The sequence below is a fragment of the Streptomyces deserti genome (genome assembly GCF_054782695.1).
In genome coordinates this window covers 1-23,060 of the sequence record NZ_BAAGRZ010000049.1, presented here as the reverse complement: position 1 = coordinate 23,060, position 23,060 = coordinate 1, and the positions used below count along the sequence as shown (strand labels likewise).

16 protein-coding genes and 4 pseudogenes are annotated in these 23,060 nt (G+C 68.4%); 5 read left to right on the top strand and 15 right to left on the bottom strand.

Features of this window, described 5'->3' with window-relative positions; genetic code table 11:
* Positions 1–190: 190 nt before the first annotated feature.
* The gene (locus ACYVMZ_RS37515; RefSeq protein WP_461087483.1) at positions 191–1,021 is read right to left on the bottom strand and encodes a hypothetical protein; all 831 of its coding nucleotides are present in this window, start codon (positions 1,019–1,021) and stop codon (positions 191–193) included.
* 223 nt (positions 1,022–1,244) lie between these two features.
* Here ACYVMZ_RS37515 and ACYVMZ_RS37510 point away from each other — a divergent pair, with 223 nt between their 5' ends.
* Positions 1,245–2,432: a serine hydrolase domain-containing protein gene (locus tag ACYVMZ_RS37510; RefSeq protein WP_461087481.1), complete on the top strand. Its 1,188-nt coding sequence runs from the start codon at positions 1,245–1,247 to the stop codon at positions 2,430–2,432.
* 124 nt (positions 2,433–2,556) lie between these two features.
* Here the strand turns inward: ACYVMZ_RS37510 and ACYVMZ_RS37505 are convergent, their stop codons facing one another.
* From ACYVMZ_RS37505 to mobF, 5 genes and pseudogenes are all read right to left on the bottom strand, one after another.
* Positions 2,557–3,405, bottom strand: coding sequence for an IS5 family transposase (locus ACYVMZ_RS37505; protein ID WP_461087479.1), 849 nt, complete (start codon positions 3,403–3,405; stop codon positions 2,557–2,559).
* A gap of 64 nt (positions 3,406–3,469) precedes the next feature.
* Positions 3,470–3,889 (bottom strand): RacP protein, encoded by a 420-nt coding sequence (locus tag ACYVMZ_RS37500; protein ID WP_461087477.1) that lies wholly within the window; start codon positions 3,887–3,889, stop codon positions 3,470–3,472.
* A gap of 2 nt (positions 3,890–3,891) precedes the next feature.
* Positions 3,892–4,893, bottom strand: a complete 1,002-nt coding sequence (locus ACYVMZ_RS37495) for a DUF6192 family protein (protein ID WP_461087475.1) — start codon at positions 4,891–4,893, stop codon at positions 3,892–3,894.
* 1,084 nt (positions 4,894–5,977) lie between these two features.
* Positions 5,978–6,325, bottom strand: coding sequence for a hypothetical protein (locus ACYVMZ_RS37490; protein ID WP_461087473.1), 348 nt, complete (start codon positions 6,323–6,325; stop codon positions 5,978–5,980).
* Positions 6,322–8,074 (bottom strand): annotated as a pseudogene (mobF, locus tag ACYVMZ_RS37485) (MobF family relaxase). The gene ACYVMZ_RS37490 and the pseudogene mobF overlap by 4 nt, the downstream one beginning before the upstream one ends.
* A gap of 219 nt (positions 8,075–8,293) precedes the next feature.
* Here mobF and ACYVMZ_RS37480 point away from each other — a divergent pair.
* Positions 8,294–8,491 (top strand): hypothetical protein, encoded by a 198-nt coding sequence (locus ACYVMZ_RS37480; RefSeq protein ID WP_461087471.1) that lies wholly within the window; start codon positions 8,294–8,296, stop codon positions 8,489–8,491.
* A gap of 107 nt (positions 8,492–8,598) precedes the next feature.
* On the opposite strand, the gene ACYVMZ_RS37475 is transcribed toward ACYVMZ_RS37480, so the two are convergent.
* The 5 genes from ACYVMZ_RS37475 to ACYVMZ_RS37455 form a co-directional block, all read right to left on the bottom strand.
* Entirely contained in the window at positions 8,599–9,402 is an 804-nt protein-coding gene (locus ACYVMZ_RS37475; RefSeq protein ID WP_461087469.1) for a hypothetical protein, read from the bottom strand.
* Entirely contained in the window at positions 9,399–10,304 is a 906-nt protein-coding gene (locus ACYVMZ_RS37470; RefSeq protein ID WP_461087465.1) for an RNA polymerase sigma factor, read from the bottom strand. Before ACYVMZ_RS37470 ends, ACYVMZ_RS37475 begins: the two co-directional genes overlap by 4 nt.
* Entirely contained in the window at positions 10,301–10,519 is a 219-nt protein-coding gene (locus ACYVMZ_RS37465; protein WP_461087463.1) for a hypothetical protein, read from the bottom strand. Before ACYVMZ_RS37465 ends, ACYVMZ_RS37470 begins: the two co-directional genes overlap by 4 nt.
* A 600-nt stretch (positions 10,520–11,119) precedes the next feature.
* The gene (locus ACYVMZ_RS37460; protein WP_461087461.1) at positions 11,120–12,430 is read right to left on the bottom strand and encodes a competence protein CoiA family protein; all 1,311 of its coding nucleotides are present in this window, start codon (positions 12,428–12,430) and stop codon (positions 11,120–11,122) included.
* A gap of 1,347 nt (positions 12,431–13,777) precedes the next feature.
* Complete coding sequence (locus ACYVMZ_RS37455; RefSeq protein WP_461087459.1) at positions 13,778–17,125, bottom strand: RHS repeat-associated core domain-containing protein; 3,348 nt, start codon at positions 17,123–17,125, stop codon at positions 13,778–13,780.
* Positions 17,126–17,776: 651 nt separating this feature from the next.
* Here ACYVMZ_RS37455 and ACYVMZ_RS37450 point away from each other — a divergent pair.
* A complete protein-coding gene (locus tag ACYVMZ_RS37450) occupies positions 17,777–18,286 on the top strand; it encodes a lamin tail domain-containing protein (protein ID WP_461087457.1) in 510 nt (169 codons plus the stop codon).
* Between the two features lie 314 nt (positions 18,287–18,600).
* Here the strand turns inward: ACYVMZ_RS37450 and ku are convergent.
* Together ku and ACYVMZ_RS37440 are read right to left on the bottom strand one after the other, a co-directional pair.
* Positions 18,601–19,353: pseudogene (gene ku, locus ACYVMZ_RS37445) on the bottom strand (non-homologous end joining protein Ku); the annotation flags it as partial.
* A 778-nt stretch (positions 19,354–20,131) separates the two neighbouring features.
* Entirely contained in the window at positions 20,132–20,608 is a 477-nt protein-coding gene (locus tag ACYVMZ_RS37440; RefSeq protein ID WP_037683666.1) for a carboxymuconolactone decarboxylase family protein, read from the bottom strand.
* A gap of 70 nt (positions 20,609–20,678) precedes the next feature.
* Here ACYVMZ_RS37440 and ACYVMZ_RS37435 point away from each other — a divergent pair.
* Together ACYVMZ_RS37435 and ACYVMZ_RS37430 are read left to right on the top strand one after the other, a co-directional pair.
* Positions 20,679–21,561, top strand: a pseudogene (locus tag ACYVMZ_RS37435) (sigma-70 family RNA polymerase sigma factor).
* Between the two features lie 255 nt (positions 21,562–21,816).
* On the top strand, positions 21,817–22,458 hold the full coding sequence (locus tag ACYVMZ_RS37430) for a hypothetical protein (RefSeq protein ID WP_461087454.1): 642 nt from the start codon (positions 21,817–21,819) through the stop codon (positions 22,456–22,458).
* Between the two features lie 32 nt (positions 22,459–22,490).
* On the opposite strand, the pseudogene ACYVMZ_RS37425 reads toward ACYVMZ_RS37430, so the two are convergent.
* Together ACYVMZ_RS37425 and ACYVMZ_RS37420 are read right to left on the bottom strand one after the other, a co-directional pair.
* Positions 22,491–22,648: pseudogene (locus tag ACYVMZ_RS37425) on the bottom strand (ISL3-like element ISMdi2 family transposase); the annotation flags it as partial.
* Between the two features lie 240 nt (positions 22,649–22,888).
* Positions 22,889–23,060: transposase (locus tag ACYVMZ_RS37420; protein WP_461087504.1), on the bottom strand; the 172-nt coding region annotated here is incomplete at its 5' end.

The window sequence follows — 23,060 nt, the reverse complement described above, 5'->3', positions numbered from 1 at the left end:
GCGGGGCGGCCGGGCGGCCTGTCCGGTCCTCGCCAACCTGTGACGGGTGGGCGAGGACCAGGCGGATCGACCGGAAGACGACGCCGGAGGGCCGTTGCTGTAGTCACAGCTCACAGGCGAGGTTTGGTCCGCTTACAAGCGCTGGCCCACACCCCGAGGGGTGCGGGCCAGCAGTGGTCAGGAACGTACGTCAAAGATCGGAAGGGAGCCTCTGACCGGTCTCCGCGTCGTATGCGATACCGGTCGGGGACAGGCGAACGGTCCGGGAGGAGGCCCGCTCACCTTCCTTCCAGCTTTTTCCGCCTACCGCTACCCGGACCGTCACGTCAGCGAGAGGATCCTTGACCGGAAGAACGATCTCAGGGTCCTTAGGGAGCCGATCTGGCCCTGGAGTGCTGATGGCGCTCTTCCCGGACGCGTCGATCCGGAGATACTTTGCGTCCCGGTCGAAATACGAACTGAGTACCAGGATCACTTGGTCCCTGTCCCTGTTCCAGCGGGCCACCAATTCTGCGTTGACACCGTCGATGGCGAGTGCCGCTCCCGACCTGCCCTTGAACGCGGCGGCTTTCTCCTGGCGTTCCTGGCTGTGTTCTGCCTGCGAGGCGTTCTGCCACACGCACGCGCCAGCGATGGCCAGGGCTGCGATGGCGGCGACGTACGGCCAGGTGCGTCGACGCGGAGCCTCGGATGGTGTGTCGTGGAGAGCCGGTGTGGGCGGCTGGGGACCGCGATGCCACTGCGGTGACGCGTCATCGCCGGTTTTTTGGAACCACTCAACGTCCTTGCCCATGCGGGCGACGGTAGCCCGCAGCTGTGCGGCTTGGTCAGGGCTTCCGCACAGTTCCGCCACGAGGGCCCGGGTCGACAACCAGGAGATCGCCTGCTCCGAGTTGATCCCGTGGGCGGTGATGTCCTGCCGTTCGCCGATGGCGGCGAGCTCAGCGGCTTCTGTGCACCGGCCGTCCATCGCGGCCTGGATGACCTCGTGGTGCCGGATGTCGATGACGTTGGGAGGCATCTCCCAGTCCCAGTCAGTGCGTGTTTCTCATCCCATGGTTCGTAACGGGCCTGGTGGGGGCTCGTCCGGGTGCCCTGGCGGCGCCGGTTGGGTTAAGAACCGTCACACGGCGCCCGGCAGGTCAGCGTCAGACTGGTGACGGCCCGCACCGGGGGTTATCCCCCGTTCTGATCTTGGGGTGCGCCGGATCGCGCCCCCATGGGGGCGAAACTAGCGTTCGGCCATGACCTCGACTCTGCGAAAGCACCTCGCCATGGCAATCGGTGTCGCTACGCTGCTCGCCGCAGAGGCGGGCACGGCCGTCGCCCAGCCTGCCGGTCCCTCCCTCGTGGAGCAGTTACGCCAGGATGCCGCAACGATCCACGCCCTCGGTGTCAGCGGTGTGCAGGCCCGCGTCGTTGGGCCTGACGGTCGGCAGGCGGTCGCCACCAGCGGCACCGCCGACCTGACCACCGGTCGCCCGGTCTCTTCCAGCGGCTACTTCCGCATGGCCAGCACGTCCAAGACGCTGGTCGCCACCGTGGTCCTCCAACTGGAGGCCGAGAGCAAGCTGTCCCTGGACGACACGGTCGACTACTGGCTGCCAGGAGTGGTGCAGGGTAACGGCAATGACGGCACTCGAATCACCATCCGCCAACTCCTCCAGCACACCAGCGGCATCCGCGACAACCTGCCGGGATACACCACGCCGAAGGAGTACTACCAGCAGCGCCATAACGTCTACGAACCCAAGCAACTGGTCGACCTCGCCATGGCCCACGAGCCGGAGGACTTCAAGCCCGGCAAGGGCTGGGCGTACTCCAACACCGGCTACGTCCTGCTCCACATGATCATCCAGAAGGCCACCGGTCAACCCGCCCACCAGGAGATCGCAAACCGCATCCTGCGCCCGCTCGGCCTCCACCAGACCCGGTGGATGGGCACCTCGCCCACCCTGCCCCGGCCTCACGCCCAGGCCTACCAGCTCTTCGGCCCCGGTTCCCGGGTGAACGTCACCGACCAGATACCGGTGGACTACGAGAACCTTTCGTGGGTCACGACCACACGGGACGAAAACCGCTTCCTCCGCGCGCTGCTCGACGGCCGCCTACTCCCGGCACGGCAGCTGGCCAAGATGAAGCAGACCGTCCCCGTGAGCGCGGCGGTCCAAGAGCTGTGGCCCGACGGCCGGTACGGACTCGGCCTGGTCGAACGACCCCTGACCTGTGGAGGAACCTACTGGAGCCACGAGGGAGGGGACGGCGGCTACATCACCCTCAACGGCGTCACCGATGACGGGCGTCGAAGCGCTGTGGTCTCCATGTCCGAGGCCCGCGGCGACACCAAAGACCACATACTGGAGCAGGAGAACGCGGCCAGCGCCCTGATCGACCACGCACTGTGCGCCGGCGGCCGCCCCAGCACCCGGTGAGCGGGCGCGTCGTCGCGGTGAGCTCGGCGCGACGCTCGCTGGTGCCGCAGATGAACGTCGCGCACCACCTCGCCCCATGCCCTCTTGGGCTCACCTCGGCGATACCTCTTGGAAGGTAGGGCGGTCAGCCCCCGGCAGACGCCGGTTTCCTCGGCCAGCTGGGGGTTGCGCCTTTGCGCGCCAGGCGCCTGGTCATGAGGGTGATGGCGGCCCAGGTGATCAAAGTTTCGGAGTGCTGGACGAGCCGTTCATAGTCCCGTGCATGTCGGCGGGCGTGCATCATCCACGCAAGACTGCGTTCGACGACCCAACGACGTGGGAGTACGACGAAGCCGGATGCGTCCTTGGGACGGCTGACGGGCTTGATCGTCAGGTTGAGGTGCTGTTTCGCCCAGTCGACGAGCTTCCCGGCGTAAGCCGAGTCGGCCCACACGATCGTGATTTCGGGGTGCATCAGGCGCAGGCGGAACAGGACTTCTTTCGCCGCAGCGGAGTCGTGCAGGTCGGCGGGGGTGACCATGACCAGCAGGGGAAGTCCTCGGGTGTCGACGACCAGGTGGCGCTTGCGACCGTTGATTTTCTTGCCCGCGTCATAGCCGCGGGTAGCTTTGGAGACGGTCTCGGCGGCCTTCACGCTCTGGGAGTCGATCACGGTCGCTACCGCTCGGGGTCCTTTGCCCATGTCACGGCGGATCCGCCCGGAGAGATGGTCACGGATCTGTCCGATGACCCCGCAGGCCGCCCAGCGGGCCATGAATCCCCAGACTGTGCGCCAGGGCGGGAAATCCGCAGGTAAGGCCCGCCACTTGCAGCCCGTGTCCACGACATAGCGAATCGCGTCGACGACCTCGCGGCGGGGGTGTTTCTCCGGCCGGCCGCCGCGGCTGGTGTCGCAGGCCGGTGTGGGTAGGAGGGGTTCGAGCAGGGCCCATTCGGCGTTGGTGGTGTCCGAGGGATAGCGGCGGCGACGCATGGCAGTTGGCTTTCCGCAGTGCTGCGGGGGCCGCCCGCATCCGGGCGTCCCCCGCGGTGGTCGGTCAGGAGCTGTTGATGAGGTCGAGTGTGGATTCAATGGAGTTGAGCTGGGCGGTGATGTGCTTGACCCACTTGTCGCCCGGGTGGGCGGCGGCGTGCGGGGCGACGGTGCCGGTGATTAGCCGACGGAACTCGGTCAGCTTCTCCCTGATCACGGCCCGTTCGTATGCCTCTAGGGCGGGCCGTTCGGCGCCGAGCTGGTAGCCGTTGGCTCTGGTCCAGATCAGCGGCGGCCAGCCCTTCTCCGTCGCCTGGTCCTTCAGGGCCGCAAGCCCGGACCGCACCTGACTGGGGGACAGATCACTCGCCCGTACCAGCTGAGGGAACAGCAGACCGGCGGGTCTTGCCTCGAACAACACGAACCGGACAGTGTCCGCGTGCCGCCGGGCGGCATCGCCCCGCCGCCGCGAGGCTCGGGGCATGCCTACTCGCCCTTCAGCATGCGGGCCAGTTCGTCGTCCATGTCGACCTTGCCGGTGTCGACGGCGGTTTCGATCCAGTCCAGGGTGGCCCGAACCCGGGCGACGTTCTCGTGCACGATCGTGCGTTCGTCGTCGTTGAGGGTGCGATCCCGCAGGCCGGGGACGGTGCGGCCGGCGGCGGCGACGAAGGAGTGGCAGGCGGTGACCAGGTCCAGGAACTCCACCGACCGGTCAATCGCGCGGACGGCCGGGGCCACGGGGCTGGTGCGTTCGAAGTCCTCGCGGGCTTGTCGGCTTCGCTCGTTCTGGGCATGGTTGACCTGGAAGCGGGCGGTGTCGTCGCTCATCGCCTTGAACGCGACGTCCGGACGGCGCAGCAGGCTGGTTGCGGCGGTTGTTGCGACCGTCTCGTCGCGGGTGAACTCCTCCACCACCCGGACCTTGTCCTCCGCCGACACTTTGGCCGCCACCTGCGGACGCTTGAGGAAGTCGGTGGTCACCGCTGCGGCAACCTCCTCGTCCTGTGCCAACGAGTGGATCGCGGTGACCTTCTCCTGCGGCGTGATGGGGGTTTCGACCTGCTGCCCCACCCGCCGGTTCGCGTCGTCCGTCGTCCACCGGGGCTTCCCCTCCGGCAGCACCACAATCGCCGCGAACCGCTCCTCGTCGTCCTCAATGTTCGCCAGCGACCGGTGGACGGTGTAGGACGCGATCTTGGGCTGCCGGTGTTCCTTCGGCCAGCGGGACGCCACCCACCTCGTGGTCTTCACCGTGGCGACGCTCAACCCGATGTCGTCGGCCAGACGGGCCAGCGACTGCTCGACCGTCCACTCCGTCTCCCCGACCGGACCGCCCCTCTGCCGCATCGGCTCGATCTCCAGAGCCCGGTCACCGATCGTGAACTGCCCGCGCGTCTGCTGTTCGACCACGTCCCGCAGCTCGGCCACAATCTGCTCGTAACGGGACTGGCTGACGCTTCCGACCTTCTCGTTCTCCTCGGTCATGGTGTTCCACCACCAACCGCGGGCCGGGGCACGGCACTTGGGGCCGTGACGGGACAGGGCCCGCTTCCTCACCGAGAGTCAGACCGAAAATCCTAAGATCGCAACGATTGACCACAAATGACCGGCTGATGACCGGAGTTGGGGTCACCATGCGTTCACTCAGTGGTTACTGTGACCGTTCGCCGAACGGTTCCTTCCGGCGCCTCCAGGCCCTCACCTTGCACCGTGGCGAGCAGAACACCGCGTCGGAGCGGCGGTCGACGCCTGCTACCCAGCGGGCTCCGCACTCCGGGCACTCCACCTCGCCCGTGCCGTCCTGAACGGCCGCAAGGCGCTGGCGCAGTCGCCGTCCCCGACGCCACTGCCTGGACCGACACACCGACGAACAGAACTCCGCCCCGGGCCGGGCACCCGGCCTCAGCCGTTCCCCACAGCCCCGGCAGATCCTTTCCCCGGTCCGACCGGCGTCCTCGGACACCAGGCCAGCGTAGGACTCCAGACTACTCAGCACCGGGGCTTAGAAACACGCACTCACCGAGGACCACGAGGACGTCGCCGACACCCTGCGCCAGTTGGAGGCCGTCGGCGTGGGCCAGGCCCTCGATGCGCACCCCGCACCGGCCGGTGCGCCCCCGGTGCGCCTGACCGTCGTGTAGTGCGCGCGCCGCGCGGTGGCGGTGCGCAGCACTACCGCGTTGCGCGCGCTTCCCCGCAGCGGACTGTCCATCGCGGTGCGCGCCATCGGTGCCGACGCACCGCACCAGGGCGCACGCCACGGGTGGCGGGCTCCTATATCACGCACCCCCTTGACCGCGATCTGATCGGCGGCCGGAAGGCGCTGTGGCAAGGAGAAATGGGCCGGGTAGCAGAGGTGGACAAGGGGGCGCGCGAACCCGGCCGCACCTGGAGCAGAGGTGCCGGTGCGCGCACCAATGAGATGCGCGCACCGGGTGCGCGCCAAAGTGCCGGGCATCGTCGGGTGGTGCGCACCAGAGTGGAGTCCACTCGGTGGAACCCATCGGGTGGGCTCCACTCAGTGGAGCCCATCGAGTGGGCTCCACCGAGTGGACGGTGTCCGGCATCGTCACCACAGCCAGGCGCTGGAGTGCCGCAGCCGGGACAGGGCGCGGGCGTCGCGGCGCGCGGCCGCGTTGCCGATCCGGTTCTGCCGGGAGCGAGGCCGGCGCGACTGCCCGGCGGCGAGTCGGCGCCGCCCGGCTTTCTGGAGTCGCCGCCGCTGCCTGCGCAGCTCCTGCTTCTTCGCCGCCTTGGACTTCAGCTTCCGGGGGCGCTTCCAGATCGGCTGCCATCCCAGAGGCTCATCGGGCTCGGGCTCCTGGTCCTCGTTGAGCGCGGCGGCCATCTTCGCGCGGGCCGCGTGGGCGCGTGCGAGTGCGTCGTCGGGGTTGGGGCGTTCTTCCGGGATGCTCATGCGACTCCTCCTGTGGTCCGGCCCGGTGTGTGCTGGGTGCCGGGCTGCTGGGTGTGCGGCTGCGGGGCCGTCGCCGGGGCGAGCTGTGGCCGGGGGCCGTGGGCGACGGCGCGCTCCCGCTTGCCGTCCTGGAGCTTGGCGGCCAGCCAGGCGGCGGCTTCGAAGGTCCGGCGGGTCTGCTCCACCGTGTCGACGCCGGTCTCCGGCTCCAGGAGGCGGCCGTCCTTCGGGCCGGTGCGGAACGGCCGCGGGCGCGGCCTCGAGGCGGCGGGCACGGCGACGGTGCGCGGTCGGGCGCGGGAGCCCAAGCGCTCCGCACGGCGCACCGCGTGGACCCGGGCGGCCAGGGCGTCGGCGGCGAGGCGGGCCCGCTCGTACGGCGGGGCGGTCCGCTTGCGGGTCAGCGGGCGCAGCACGGCCTGGTCCTCGGTGTCGCGCGGGTACAGGGAGCGCAGGTCGGCGGTCATCATCCGACGGCTGGCCGGGCGGGTGTAGTCGTCGACGACCGTCTGCACGATCTGTTCGTCCAGGCCCGCCTGGTGGGGTCGGCCGCGCAGGACGTAGGAGAGGTGGCGGCGGGCTTCGGCGAGCAGATGGTGGCGCTTGAACGCGCCGCGCATCACATACACCACGGCGACGACGTCGACGGCCGCCAGCGCTATGTCGACCACCGGCCGCACCCGCGCCCATACCGCCGCGGCCGCCGCCCGCGCCCGCTCCGCCAGCCGGTCGACGACGTCGGCGCCGTAGGCCCGGATCGCTGAGGCCCGCCATCGCTTGCGCAGCTCGGTCAGCGACAGCAGCTCCGTGCGCTTGGGCGGGCGCGTCTGGTCGGCGGCCTGGCAGGCCAGCGCGTAGGCGGCCCGCTCCCCCGGCGGGTGCCCCTGCCATTCCTCGTACTTGGCGGTGAGGACGGGCAGCGCATCCTCGATCTGCTGGCGGCGGGTGGACTGCCAGCCGATGAGCCGCTGGTCGATGCCCGCGATCTCCATGACCGGCCGGCGGCCGGGCGTCACCTCGCGCGGCTCCCACGCCCACCCGAGCCGGGCGGACACCTCCTCCATGAAATACAGGGTGTAGAGGGTGTCGGCGGCGACGATGTGGGTCATCAGCGAGTCCGCTGACAGGTTGCCCCACGTTTCCTTGTCGTCCGGCCGCCGGACGCGGATCGACACGATGGCGTGATCGTGTAGCAGCGGCTTCCCGGCCCGCGACTCGTAGTGCCGGAAGACCGCGACGATCAGCCCGTCCTTGACCCGGGCGCGCTGCTTGCCGCCGGCTTTCCAGCGGATCTCCGCGACCGACTCCCCCAGCCACGTCAGCGTCTTGTCGCGGGCGATGTCCTCACAGAGCTCCAGCACCAGGCGGGTCTTGTCATCGCCCAGCGCCCACGCGAGGTGTGCCGTCGGCGGGGGCCGGAACACCAAGTCGAAGCCCAGCCAGGGGGTGCGCTCCTTGGCCTTGTCGGTCTTGGGTGAGCGGTTGTGCTCGATGGGCCTGCCCAGCACGGTCGCCCGCCTCGCCTGCGCCGGGCTCTTGCCCTGCGCCAGGAGCTCGCGCTCGATCCGGTCGGCGTCCGGATGCCGACCCTCCCCCAGGAGCAGTTCGGCCTGCCGCTCGGTCACCACGTCCCCGTCCTTGAGGCCAAGCGCGGCCAGGCCCCGGCCCTTCCACACGCCGGGCGGGACACCGGCTTCGTCCTGGGCCGCCAAGCGGCGTGCCCGCGGGGCGGTGGCCGTCGCCGACCATCACGCCACGGAAGAGGTAGCGCCACCCGTTCCCCGGGCGAACTGGCGACATGCTGATCATCCGCCCATGGAACCCCGGCACTGACCTGCACAAAAGCGCGATCCAGGGTCCTTCCCGCCGGGCGGGAGACCATCACCAAGTCTTTACCGGAGCGCCCGCCAGGCGGGCCGCCCGGCCAGCGCGAGACGGTAAGCCGTCGACGTGTGCACAGTCCGCCGCATGATCAACGAACCGCTCTATGGAGACCCCTGCCCGCTGTGCTCGCGACCGCTCCGGATCGAGTACGGCCGCACCCGCCCCTCCTCTCAGCAGGACTACCCGGCCCGCATCTGGATCGCAGGGCGCCGCTGCGCTGACTGCGAGGCTGCCCGGCCTCAGCAGTGGGCGGAGGTGATGCACTCCCTTTACGACGCCTGACGGCGTCGTGCGAATGCTGCACCCGCTCCCACATCCGCCAAAGCCTGACCCGACGAAACGTCCAGTGGTGCGTACGGCGTATCGGGTTCGCATCTTTCCATCTGCCGTCATGCTCTCTGGACGGTGTTGGCGGCGTCCGACCGGGGTGAGGTGCGCTCCCTGTCATGTGGGCCGCGGCGGTTGGGAGCCGTGCGGCTGCGGAGCGGGTCTGCCGTGGTGAGCAGTGCGTTGATGCGGTGGGCGAATCCGGCTCCGGGCAGGGGCAGTTCGGTGTCGGGTTCGCTGAGGTAGCCGGCGGTGACTGCGCCGGGGATGTAGGCCATGAGGTTGGTGACCGCGGTGGACTGGGAGCGGACGGTGTGCTTGGACAGGTGGCGCAGGATTCTCAGGATGGTCGTGGTGGAGGTGCTGGTGATGCGGTGGTTGGCCGGGTGCCAGTCGCGGATGCAGGAGGCCTCAGGCTGTTCGTCGGGTGTGGTGGGCTCGGGCGGGGGCTGGACGTCGTCTGTCTGGCGGTGCCACCAGTCGGCGGTGTCTTCCTCGCCCAGGGCCAGGTGGTGCAGGTAGAGGCAGTAGGCGGCGGCAGCCTGTCCGGCTCCGGCGGCGTACTGCCACCAAAAGCGTGCGCCTTCATCCGTGTCGGTGAGCTGCAGGACGCAGGCGAGGACGAGTGCGCTGCGTGGCTCGGGGACCTGATCGGTGACGAAGTCGGCGATCTCTGTGGGCGGTGTGTGGGTAACGAGGGTCTCGCACAGGGTACGCAGGTCCTCGGCCGCGCCGTTGGGTGTGCTGGTCTGTGCGGGGTCGCCGGGTGGGGGCGTGTTGTTGGCGGGCTGGGGGACAAGGTCGCGGGGGACGGTGCGCTCATGGACCAGTAGAGCTCTGGAGAGGAGTTCTTCGATGCGGGTCACGGGGTGTTCCCTTCGGACGGCGGCGGGCAGATGACGCTTTCCAGGAAGCGGGTGGCATGGCGCTCGTCGGAGCGGACGGCGGCAAGCGAGGCACCGAGGAGGGCGGAGACGCGCTCCGGGGAGAATCCGCACAGGCGGCGCAGCACGATGACGTCGAGCTGGTGGGCGGGCAGGCGACTGATGGCGGTGAACAGTTCCAGGCTTTCGGTGAGCTGGTTCATGCAGTCGGCCGGGTCGGTGAGGGACTGCAGAGCGACGGTGTCGAAGGCGGCCCTGCCCAGCTCGGGCCGGCCGTCCAGGTGGGGCGTTCGGGCCATGACGGTGGCGCGCAGGACGTTCCAGGCGAAGCGGCGGGTGTCGTGGCTGGCGAGGGCGTCGTTCCAGGACAGCCAGAGGATGTCGAAGGTGTCGGACACAGCGGTGTCGCGCTGATCGTTGTCGAGGAAGACCTGGGCGTAGAGGAGGTAGTCGCACTCCACCATTTCGCGGAAGGCTTGGTGGTCCAAGGGGGCAGGGGTGGCGTCGGTGGTCGTCAGGGTGGTGCCCTGGGTGCAGCGTTCGACCCACTCGCTGCTCTTGTGCGCCTCGAAAGCGGCCTGGCGCCACAGCCGGTACAGGGGCCAGCTGGGCATGTCCAGTTCGACGGCCAGCAGCAGGACGATCTCCCAGCGCGGGTAGAGGCCGACTCCGCGCAGCAGTTCAGAGATCTTGGACTTGGCGAAGCTGACCCGGGTGCTGAGCTCGCTAAGGGTCAGTCCGCTCGTAAGGTAGGCGCCTCGCACCGGCTCCAGCCAGGCGCGGTGCGCGCTGCCGACGGTGGCCGCGATCGGCCCGAGCTTGCGGCCGCGGCGTGCGGCGACGGATCTGTCAGGGGGCGACGGCGGCTCGATGGGTGGCGTCACGGGGCGTCGTCCTCCTTGTCCGCGGCCACGGCCGGGCGGTTGCCGTCGCCGGACGCGGTGTGGGGGCGGACGATGTGGACGATCTGCTGCACGGTCAGCGCGAGGGCCGGGGCGAGCGCGGCGACGGCGGCCGTCTGGCCGGTGGCCACCATCACCCCGCTCCAGGCGAACACCGTCGCGGTGACCGAGATGACCACTATCGGTCGGGTCTTCATGAATACCGCCTATCTCTTGGGGAGGTCGGCCTACTGGAGACCGGCGGCCCATCCGGAAGACCACCGGCGCCCCGGGCAGGCGGGTGCCAGCCGCTCTACCGGGGAGGGCAACCAGCATGGCCAGAGCGGTAGTTACTACGCCACGTGATCAAGGAATCACGGAACAATGACGATCACGGACAGTCGGGTGGGCGGTGACAGCCAGGGAGGCAAGTCGGCGCGCTGAAGGGTGGAAGTTCCCGGTTCTCCTTGCAATTGCACGCCGAAAACGGGTCAATGGAACAAGACGCCGTTGGGTGTCGGCCTTCCATCCGGAAGGGCCCGCCCCTGTGCCGAAAAATTGGGGGATGCGGGCATCGCCGCTCTCGCCTGGCCGGAGTTGGAGGCCAGGCGAGAGCGCAACGGTCCCGTGCAGGACGCCACGACCGTAGACCATGGCACTGACATTCCGAACGGTCTCGTCTCTCCCCCAGACCAGCTATCCCCGTGTTCGCCACAGGCTGAGGCCGCGCGCCACGCCGGCCTGCTCACACTGCATCCGAGACCGGGCGCCCAGCGGCCCCGTCAGCCACCGCACGAACCTGCTTGTGTCCCTCCCCGTTACGGGCGGTGCGCTTCACATCGCCAACCGGCCGCGTAGAGGCGGGCTGGCTGTCCGCACCTCGGCGTGCCGGTCTCGCATACGCCTGGACGAGGACGTGGGATATCCGGTGCTTTGAAGCGTACGACGGCGCGGGATTCACAGACGCTGGAAGGACCAGGAACCGAAGCAGTGGTCCGGGTTGGCGCTGGGTTGTCGACAGTGATCGTCAGCTCCACGCCGTAGGCACCGCGGCGCTCCAGAGGCGTGCCGGGGAACCAAGTGGGCTCGCCGAACTTGCACGTGGTATCCGCGTCGTTACCCGAGAACCGGATGTCCTCTTCAGGGACCTGCCCTTCCTCGAGATCAGGGGTCTCCGCGCTCCGGTAGTCATTCCATCTGGTCCGGTCATCTGCGGAAACCCACATGTATGCGCCAGCACGCCGATCCTTGCGGGAGGGGACGAACAGCGGTGCCACGCTGCCGGTTGCCGCGCCTATGAGCGTCTGCCCGACCGTGACGCCTCGCGTGTTGCCCTCATGGCCGGTCCATCCGGTGCCTTCATCGTCTAGGCGGCGAGGAGTGTCCCACTGCAGGTGTACCTTCCCGCAGCCTGTCTTCACTCGGCTGTCCGGGCAGGGACGCTCAGCACTCGCAGTGCATCGCCACTCGACGAGGACACGGAAGCCGCCCACTAGGACAAGGTCTGCCGCGCTGCTGATTTCTCGCCAGGTCACCTGCCGCGTCAGCATCCAGTTGGCCCGGTCGATCAGGTGGAACCTGTCGTCGTGGGTAATCCAGTTGGCGGCCAGCCCGGCGTCGGTGTGGGCCTTCGACCGACGGAGCACGGTGCCCGCGCTGGCGTTGTAGTACTGGGCTTCGCATCCCAAGCTCACACCACCGGAACCGATGATCGTCACGTCTGGCCTGGACGTCCGGATCTTGGTGGTCTTCTCAACGTGGACCTCGAGGCCGGCTCCCTGCGCGGTGCGGGCCAGGAAGTCCTTCATGGCCTTGTGCCTGTCGCTCTCCTCCGGCGTCATCTCGTGCACAGTGGGAAGGTGGGCGGCGCGCAGCCGCAGGGCGCCGTCGGGACCTCGGTGTTTCCGCACGTACATGTGCGGGCTTTTCACCCCGCTCAGTTCGGCTTTGCACTGTCGGCCCTGGCTGCTCTCCACGCAGACAAGGAGTTCCCGATCACGCTCCGCCACAGGCTGCAGCAGGCTCTCGATCAGCTCGGGCACGCTCGGTCCAGCGCCGCCCAGGCCGAGGTCTTCCTTGTCGAGTTCGAGAATCCGCTGGAGGCCCGAATGCCATACACCGTTCGCCACAGATGTCCCCCACCTAGTAGCAATGCGTAGAAGGCGCTGCTCTCAAGGTACGGCTCACCGCTGACAACAGGGATGGGCGAAGGCTCAGCAGGCGGTTAGTAGGCTCCCGCCTGCGGCTCCCACACCAACTTCAGAACTCCATCGCCAGGCGCGTCGGCCTGCCCACGTCTATAGCCCTGCTTCCGTAACCCCCAAGGCGGCGGCCCCGTTGAGACGGTTGGCGCCGCATGAAGCTGCCGCGACGGTGCCTGGCTGAAAGAGTCCACAGGAGGGGCTGAGGCTGCCGGGGCAGGAGTGACGAACCGGAGGCGCCGCCGGCCGGGCGACCGCATCCGGACACTTCGCGCGATCCCGCACGCGGGGTGAACGGTGCTGCGTAGGCTGGGTGCTGCCGTCCCGGTGGTCCCCCCGTGCCGCCGGGACGCTGCATGTCAGCGGTCGCGGATCTGATGGATGCCGTCGCCCAGGTCGGAGCCGGTACGGATCTGCTCGCGCTGCTGCTCGGGCCACCGGGTGGCGGCCTCAGGTCGGCGCCCCGTACGTCGTAGCACGCGCGCTCGAGGAACTCCTCTGCCTGCGCGAGATCGTCGGCCAGGCGTGTGAGCATGCGCCGGGCCTCACGGGGTGGGGCGGCGGCCAGCGGCCCGGCGCCCCGGCGGACCTGGTGCACGGCGTCGGCGAGTTGCTGCGCGCCGGGGGGCATGTGTTCGGCGTGGAGCTGGGGCGCGAGGGTGAGGTCGAGGACGTCCGGCAGGCGGGTATGGGCCGTCTCCGGCTATGTCGAGGGCGGCCTGGGCCGTCGTACGGGCTTCGGTGATCTGCTGGGCGAGCCACAGCAGGTGCGTGCGGGTCTGCAGGCGCGTGGTGGCCGCTCGCCGTCGGCGTGCGCCGGGCGTGAGAAGCGGGGCCAGGCACGGCAATCCTGCCCGGCCCCGCTGCCGTCTGGGCAACTGCAAACGTGCGCTTTTTGCGAAGTCGGCTGACACCAGGTGGGCGGGGGTGGGCGTGCCTCGGTCCCCCGCCCAGCCGTCCTCGTGTCAGGAGCGAGCCTTCCGATGCCCTAGAAAGGCGAGGACCGCCAGAACCACTCCGCTGACTGCAGCAACAACTCCGAGTGCGATCGGCACAGCATCGCCAGTAACGGCTCCTGCAACGCAGGCACATATCCCTCCTACGATCAAAACCGCAGAAAAGATTCGCACTACCCGTGTTGCATCATCCATTGATGCACCCTTCCGCCGCATTCCACCACCCCTCTACGCATTCAAGCTGATGGGCCGGGAAGGAAATCCCGGCCCAAAGCGATCTACCGAGGCCGTAGTCCCCTATCTAGCTACTCCTCACGTGTTACCCGTAAGTGAGGATGTCCGCTCCGTAGTACCCTGCGGCGCCTCCGAGCGCGCAACTGCCGACTACGGCAGCACCGGCACCTACAGCACTGCCGACTCCGCCGCCGACCACGCCGCCCACTGCGGCGGCGTAGGTGATGGCTCCGGTTTCTGCCGCAGCTCCGACTCCCGCCACGCAGCCTGTGACAACTCCGAAAACGTCGCTGCCCTTGTCGAGTATGTCGGAGAAGCTGAACAGTCCGGAGGGGTCAGTGTTGTTGATGAAATCGCCTGCCGCATACAGGTAAGAGTTGGTCTCCTGCCCCGACGGGTCCGGCTGGGTGAAGCGGCCGAGAGACGGGTCGTAGTAACGGTGGCCCATCTTGTACAGGCCCGTCGGGTCCAGATACGTGCCCGCGTAGCGGTGGGGCTGGGGGACTGTCTCGGTGGTGGTGCCGCGGGGCAGGCCGGTGGGGCCGTAGGCGTAGGTGTGGGTGCGCTTGCCCGTGTCGTCGACGAGGCCGAGGACGTTGCCCGTGGCGTCGGTGAGGTAGTAGTAGGACTTCCCCCCAGTCGTCATGGAGTTCAAGGTGCCCGCCGGTTCGCGGATGAATCCGGTGTCGACGCCGTTGGTGGTCGTGGACGCCAGGCCGAGCGCGGTGTGGTGGAACCAGGTCGAACCCAGTTTCGTGCGCTCGGAGTTGTCCGTGCCGGCGTGGACCAGGTCGTAGCTCTTGCCGCCTGCGGTGATGGTGGAGAGCTGGCTGTAGTCCGTCCACGTCTCGTTCGTGCGGGCGGTGGTGCTCGCGCCCGCCGTCTCGTTGCCGAGCTTGTCGTAGGACCAACCGGTGGTGGAGCCGTTCTTGCCGGTCAGTTCGCTGGCGTCGTCGTAGGTGTAGGTGGTGCCGCCGGGGCAGGCGTTCTTGCTGCCGTCCTGGGACGTGAGGTTGCCGGCCTTGTCCCAGCAGTACAGCCACGACGCCTTGCGGGCACCGGCGGCGTCGGCTTCCAGGGCGTAGCGGAGGCGGTCCTGGGAGTCGTAGTCGTAGGTGGTCTTGTACTTGGTGAGGTTGTCGGTGCGGGTGCGAATCTTGGTGGTGTCCTTGCCCGCGGTGTTCTTGTAGTCGTAGGTCAGGTCGATCAGGGTGGTCGTGCCCGAGGTGGTCTTGACGGCCTCGGGGCGGCCGTTGTCGTCGATGGTCACCGACTGCGTCGTGCCGCCGGGGTAGACGGTCTTGGTGCGCTTGTCGTTGTTGTCGTAGTCGAAGTCGGTCTTCTTGCCGTCCGGGGCGGTCAGGTAGTCCAGGCGGCCGGCCTTGTCCCAGGTGTAGTCGGTCTTGCCGGTCGGGTCGGTGTAGTGGTCGACCTCGCCGCCCGGGGTGTAGGCCAGCGCCGTCTGGGCGCCGTTTTGCAGGGTGCGGACGCTTTCGCGGTTGAGCTTGTCGTAGGTCCAGCCCGTAGTGCCGGAGGCGTCCGTGCGGGTCCTAACGTTGCCGTCGCCGTCGTAGGTGAACTTAACGGTGGGGTTGGTGGAGGAGACCTCGCGGACGCGGTCACGGTTGTCGTAGGCGTAGAGGGTGGTGATGTTCCGGCCGTCCTTGACCGTCTCCACGCGGCCCAGCGCGTCGTACGTGTACGTCGTCTCGCCTAGCGGCGCCGGCGGCTTGACCTTCCACAGGTTGCCCTTGGTGTCGTACTCGAAGGAGGTGACCTTGCCGTTGGCGTCTTTGGCGGTGCAGCGCTGGCCCTCGAAGCCGCCGCAGGTCGGGGTGTCCTTGTTGTAGGTGTACTCGCGGGTGCCGCCGGCGGTGCCGGACGTGGTGACCGACATGGTGTTGCCGTTGGTGTCGTACTTGAAGGTGTCCTTGCGGCCGTCCGCGGTGGTGAAGTCGTTGGGCAGGTCGGTGCCGGCAACGGTCTGATAAGCCGTCACCGACGCCGTTGCACCGAGCGGAAGCTTCTGCGAGAGGGCGTTGTTGCGGCCGTCCCAGCCGTAGGTCGTGGTGTTGCCGCCGGTGCCGTCCGCGCCCGTGCCCATCGCGTCGATGGCGGTCTGCAGCAGGTGGTCGGTGTACTTGGCGTGGCGGGAGTGGCCCAACGCGTCGGTGACCTTGGTGACCTCGCCGTCCGCGTTGTGCACGTACTGCGTCGCGTCGCCGTCGGGGTCGGTGACCGTGGTGGTGCCCGCGTCGGAGGGGCTGGCGGCCGTGTAGTCGTAGCGCCAGGTCGGACCGATGTGACCGCTGCTCGTCACCTCGGTGGCACGCTGCATCGACCTGACGCGGTTGTGGGCGTCGTAGCTGAACAGCGTAATGGTGCCCTCGGGGGTGGTCACCTTCGTCAGGCGGCGTGAGGAGTCGTACGCGTAGGCAGTGGCCTTGCCGTCGGTGTCGGTGACCTTGGCCAGGTTGCCCGCCGGGTCCAGGTCGAACACGGCCGTGCGGCCCGTGTGGTCCTTGGCCTGCCACTGGCTGGGGTTCGTCTTCACCAGGTCGATCCAGCGGCCCGAGCGGGTCTCGGTCAGTTTGAAGCCCTTGTGCTCGCCATCCTCGCCGTGCTGGTCGACGGTGATCACGCCGTCGTTCTTGTCCGTGACCTTCGTCAGCGTGCCGTGCTCGTCGTAGGTGTCCTTCGTGCCCGACTTGCGGTCGGTCAGGGCGTAGGTGCCGTCCGCGTTCTTCTTCAGGTCCTTCGAGTAGCCCGTCGGCGTGGTGTAACCGCCGGTGCTCGTCTCCTTGAACCGCAGTGTGTTGCCGGTGGCGTCGTAGACGATCACTTCCCCGTCACCGAACTGGAGGTAGCGCTCGTACGCCTGCCACCAGCGCTGCGACACCTTCCCCCAGGGCGCTTCAAGGGAGTTGTACGTCCGCGCCAGCTGCAGCTTCTGGCCCACACCGGCGATGTCGAAGTCGGTGGCCGCCAGCATCAGGTTGCCGTTGGAGACGTTGACCCGCGCCACCATCGCGTCGTTCAGACGCGTGTCGATGATCCGGTGCCAGGGCACCTCACCCTGGCCCTCCGGAACGAACGAGGTGGCCTCGGCAGCGGCCCCCGCACGCTCGGCCCCGGCCCTCCCTCCCGCAGTACGGGCCTGCTGCGCCGCCCGCCACGCGGCGACCTCGGGCGACGGCTCGGCCTCCGCCTGGGACTCCGGTGCCTTGACCGACCCGGCCGGTGTCGAGGGCGCCTCGACCTTCGTCGGTCTCGTCCAGGGGCTCTCCGGCTCCGGTAACTCCGGCCTAGGCGGCGCAGCCAGCCCCGGTGCCGCCGAGAGCACCACGGCGGCGGTCGTGAGCGCGGACAGGAGAGCGGTTCTGCGTGTTCTTCGGGCACGCCACAGCGGCGTGCTCTGCGCACGTGAATGCATCAGCTTCCCCCACGGAAGTCAGACAGACAGTCAGAATCGGCGAGCCATACGGTCACCTGGGCCACACAAGCTGTCACAAGAAGCACACAAAGCGACGGGCTGTTCCCCGTATCTGCCGTCCCATGCCAGCCGGATTCAGCCCCACCTCTTCGACGGGATGAAGCCATGCATACCGCAGCAACTCACCACCTCGGCAGGAGAGAATTGTGCGATCCATTGCGATCCCAGGGGATCACACTGACTGGAACCTTTGACTTTCGTCGGCACAGCACGCGGCCGTGCTGCCGGACGCAGCCTGTGCAGATCTTGTGCGCGGGCGTGACGTGCTGTCCGGCCCGTGTTGATCAGGTGATCGCGCCAAGAACGTCCGTCCCCCGAGCGGATGCGCGAACAAGGGCTCCGGCGTTGCCTCGTTCCGGGCCCCTGGCACCGGCGCCCGGCTCCACTCGTGAGCGTGGGCCGGGCGCACTGGTGTCGCTCAGGTCAGTCTCGCGTCCTCGGTGCGGGGGCCGGTCTCCAGCAGCACCGGCGCCCCAGCCGCCGGTGCTGGCTGTGTGTCTCTGCGTCCTTCGAAGGGGTGAAGGTCCTCATCCCGCGCAACCGCCGGCCCCGGGGTGGGTGTCGTGCACAGGCGACACCACCCGCTCAACCATGTGGAGCCAGCTCTTGCGTAAGAACCTCGTCACCGCTGCCGCTGTTGCCGCCGGCGCCCTGACCGCCTTGACCCTGGTGCCGGCACACGCCGCCGAGTACAGCTCGGCGCTGAAGATCCGCGGAGTGCAGTACGACGCACCCGGCCGGGACTCCAACAGCTGCTCCTCGGGCAACACCGACGAGGAATACCTGACGGTGAAGAACTACTCCGCCCGCTCGACGGTCAACCTCAAGGGCTACGTCGTCAAGGACGCCACCGGCAACCGCTTCACCTTCACCGCCAACCACTACCTGCAACCCGGCGACTACGTGAAGCTGCGCGGCGGCCACGGCACCGACTCCGACACCCACAACGTCGTCTACCGCGACAACTGCAACTTCCTGTGGAACAACGACAAGGACACCATCTACCTGTACAAGCCCTCAGGCAGCCGCGCCGACGTCCACACCTACACCAAGTCCAGCAACGATCCTGACGGCAACGGATACATCAGCTTCCACAGCTGAGACCACTCCGCCCCGCTCGGGGCCGACTCCCACCCAGCCCGCCCCAGCCCATCGCTGGGGCGACGCTGCTGGTGCCAGGACTGCGCGGTTCTCCCGCACGACCACGACGGGACGCTGAGTGGATTTCCGAGGGCGACGCACCCCGGCCACGTGAGAGATCGGGCATGCCGTGGTTAGGCAGTCAGTGCCTTGCGGGCGCGGCAGGGAGTCCAGTGACCTCGCCCTCGGCGTAGTCCTTGCCCGGAGTCGTCGCTTGCCGACCGCCTCGTGCTGCTCGCCGCGGCCACGCGTCGGCGCCGTCCGCGCTCCAACCTCACGCTCCTGCGCGGCTTGCGCGTCGATGTCTTCCTCACCGCGGTCTTCCTGGCGGGCTGTTTCTTCGCCGTAATCTTCTTCTTCGGCATGTCGTGGACGTCGGCGTCCTCGCCGCGGTCCGCCCGTGCCTTCTGTACGGACTGGGTCAGGGCGGCCATGAGGTCGACGATCCGGCCGGACTCGCCCTCCGGCTCCGGCAGGGCCGGCGGCTCGCGGTGCTCCCGCTTGGCTTCGATGATCTGTTCCAGGGCCTCGGTGTAGGTGTCCTGGAACTCCGGCGGCGGCAGCATCGCAGCAGGCCGAGGCGTTCCCGACCGCTCCAGGCGTATTTGGCGACGGCGACCTTGGCGGAGCGGCCCAGGGCCTGGGCGAGCAGCTTGTAGGGCTTGTGGGCGACCTGCCCGGCCGGCTGGAGGTAGTAGCCCTCGCCGATCCGGATCGGGTCCACGGACTCCAGCGGCACGAACGCTTCGATCTCGATGGCCTTGGCCGTAGGCAGGGGCAGGTCGCGCAGTTCGTCGTCGCTGATCGGGATGACCTGCTCCTTGGTGAGCTGGTAGCCCTTACCGATCTCGTCATTGCGGACTTCGCGGTCCTCGGGTCTCGCAGAACTTGCGCACCCTCACGCGGCCCATGTCCTCCAGGTGGTACTGGTGGAAGTGGACACTGTGATCTTCCGTGGCACTCTGCACGTTGATCGGCACGGTGACCAGACCGAAGGAGATGGCGCCTGACCATACGGTTCGGGGCATGAGGCACCTCCACGCTAGCCCCGAGCAGCACCAGCCTACGAGCGGCACAGCCACCACGCATGCGTGCGCCCGCCACATCGCGGCGTCGAGCGGGCCGCCGTTTGGCGTGACACCAGCAGGCATCGTCCTACGTGGCCCTGAGGCGGTGGAATTCCTCCAGGGCGGATCGCAGCTGCGGGGCTTGGTCCCACTCCGCGCCGTGCTCTACGTCGGGTGTACGCCAGTGGTGCACGAGCCCTTCGGCGACATCGTCCGGGCTTGCCAAGACACGGCGCAGCGAGGCGACGGGGGCTTCGAGAAGCACCTGGCCGGGTGTCGGAGCCGAGCAGGGCGTGGGACCAGCCCGTGTCGTCGTCCCAGGCGAGCCGCACCCCGCCCCGGGTGCCGGTGCGGCTGACGTCCCAGATGAGGAGGATGAAAATCCTGTCGTGGCCGTCGGTGTCGTAGTACGGGCGCAGGGCGACGTCGGCCCGGACGATACCGGGCGGAATCCCGCGGTCGGCCAGGGGCCTGGTCGACCGCTCTCACGTACGGCCAGTGCGGTGCTTCGCGCTCCCCCAGCCGGTGCCAGCCGGGCGGGTCAAGTAGCACGGCGCCTCAGAGGCGGATGGAGCAAGGGCGGGAGTCGAACTGTTCACGAGTTTGGGCAGCGCTGGTCCCGCGTGTGACTTCGCTTGGGGGCCCGAGCCAGTGCTGGTGGCGGAGCTCCGCGACCACCAGCACCGTCGCTGGGGACGGCATGCACCTTGGGCCCCTGACGACAGGTCAGCAGCGCCGGTTACCAGGTGGTGCCTGCGGGCTCCTCGATGGTGGTGTTGATGCGGTTGAAGAAGTTGGTGAGGCTGATCATCAGGATGATCGCGGAGAGCTGCTCCTCGTTGAAGTGGTCTGCGGCCTCGTTCCACACCTCGTCTGGGACGGCCTTCCCGGAGCGGTCAGCGATCCGGGTGGCGACCTCGGTCAGGGCCAGGGCCGCGCGCTCCTCGTCGGTGAAGAACGGCGCCTCGCGCCAGGCAGCCACGGCGTGCAGGCGTTCGTCGCTCTCGCCGTGCTTCTTCGCACCCGCCACGCCGGCGAACACGCAGGCGCTGCAGCCGTTGATCTGGCTGGCCCGCAGGTGGACCAGCTCCAGGATCTGCGGGGAGACGCCGCCCTGGTACATGGCCTTGTAGATGTTCTGGATGCCCTTCATGGCGTCCGGCAGGACCAGGGCGGGGTTCTTCATCCGGGCAGTGGTGGTGATCGCGGCGTTCATCTGATGCTCTCCTGGTGATCCGTTAGCGTCTGTCACTGGACCGACGGACCCGGCCACGGGGGTGTGACAGGTGAGCGAGAACTTTTTTCTGGCCGACCGTTTCGAGGCGGAGCGGCCCGCGCTGCGGGCGGTGGCCTACCGGATGCTGGGGTCGCTCGCCGAGGCGGAGGACGCCGTCCAAGAGGCGTGGTTCAAGCTCAGCCGCACCGATGTGAGCGACGTGAAGCCTGGGCGCCTGGCTCACCACGGTCGTGGGCCGGATATGCCTGGACATGCTGCGCTCGCGTACCTCGCGACGCGAGGACCCGCTGCCCGAGCAGGACGGGTCAATCCGGCTGCCGGACCCGGTGGTCACCGCGCTGTCCCGCGTCGACCCCGAGCAGGAGATCCTGATCGCGGATTCGGTGGGTATCGCACTCATGATCATCCTACAGACCCTCTCCCCGGCCGAGCGACTCGCCTTCGTCCTGCACGACATGTTCGACGTGCCCTTCGACGACATCGCCCCCATCCTCGGCCGGACGACGGTCTCCACGCGGCAGCTCGCCAGCCGCGCCCGCCGCCGGGTTCAGGGTGCCGCCCCGGCGGCCGACACGGACCTCGCCCGGAAGCGCAATGTCGTGGACGCCTTCCTCACCGCCTCCCGCGGGGGCGACTTCGAAGCGCTCCTGGCCGTCCTCGACCCCGATGTGGTCGCGCGCTCCGACGGCGGCACGCTCGTTCCGAGCATCCTGCGACGCGGCGCGTCCGACGTGGCATCCCAGGCGATCACCTTCGCCCGCTTCGCGGCGGACGCACGCCTCGTCCTGGTCAACGGCACACCCGGCGTTGTCTCATTCGCCGAGGGCCGACCGCTGTCCGTCATGTCGTTCACCATCCGCGACGGCCGCATCACCGGACTCGACATCCTCACCGATCCCGACCGTCTGACCACGCTCCGCCTGACCGCCTAACCGATGCCCGGCCACCCCGGCAAGCGGACGCTGCCCGTGCATGCCATCGAATGGTCGGCAGGGCCCGCCAATGGCGGCCGCGCCGATGAGGATCGGGCGCTGTCACATCTCGTGAACATCGAACACAGCGCGGTTCGGGTGCCTCCCAAACTGCTGAACAGATGCTGCCGAACTTCGGGTTCTGGTCCAACTTCTGTGGAACGGTGACGCCCAGTACCGACGGGGGTGTCGGTAGGACGGTCGATAATGCCGGTCATGGCAGATCGCAGTCCGGTTCTCCGGATCATCACCTCGGCGGCGCGGGAGTCCCTGAAGCCTCTCGGCCTGGCCCAGCGTGGGCGGTCGCGGCTATGGATTGATGATCAAGGGTGGTGGCTCGGGGTTGTGGAGTTCACCCCGCCACGCACTGCTGGCAGCGGTCTGCACGTCGGTGCGATGTGGCTGTGGCACGACGTGGACCACCTGGCCTTCCACGTGGACGCAGTCCGAGTCAGCCCTGAGCCGTTCCGCAGCGAGGAACAGTTCACGCCGCTGGCACTCGAACTCAGCCGACAGGCGGCTGCGAACGTGACCGCGCTGAGGGAGAAGTTCCCGGTTCTGCCAGACGTCGTCCGATACCTGACGTCCAGGCCGGTGCGGCGGGGATTCCTGTGGGACTGCTTCGACGCCGGGATCGCGGCCGCCCTGGTCGGGGATCCGGACACAGCTCGCGATCACTTCGAGCGAATCCTTCGAGAGGACCCGCTGGCCCCGTGGATGGTCGAAGCCCAGGAGAAGGCACGTGAGCTTCACGCGATCGCGCCAGATCGCGCCGCCGTGACGGCCTGGGTCGCCCGGGCCGTCGACTCATGCCGGAGCAAGCTGGGCCTGGATCCTGTGCCGCTCGCGATCAGCTGAATGGACCTGCTCGTTGAGCAACAGAGCTGCGGTCAGGCCAGCAGGACTCGCTTCCGCAGCAGGTCGAAGCCGGCCCGGCCGTACACTGGCGCTTGATCATTTTGATTCGGTTGACGTGGCCTTCGACTACGCCGGAACTCCACGGCAGTGTTAGGCCGGCGGTGACGGCGGCGAGATCGCGTTCGAGGCCGTTGACGAAGGTGTGGAGGCTGGGCAGGTCGTCGGCGCGGACCGCCTTGACTGAGCACTTCCGCTGGCCACTCTGAGCACGGAAGTTGGTCGCTCCGAGCCAAAAGCTGCGGGGTTCATCGGTCGCTGGGAGTAGGTCCTGCGCCTCAGGCGCGCTTCGCGCCTGCTTGACTAGGGTCGGTCCTCATGGAGACCACGGGAATCGTTCGTCGCCAGACGGCGGAGCGTATAAGACGTCGTCTCATTTGGTGAGTCTGCGGTAGCAGATGAGGCTGCAGGCGATGGCGGTGAAGGCCAGGAAGTGTTCGGCCTTGCATTCGTAGCGGCGGTGCAGGCGTCGGCAGCCGCCCAGCCAGGACATGGTGCGCTCGATCGTCCAACGGTGCCGGCCGAGCCGGGTGGAGGACTCGATG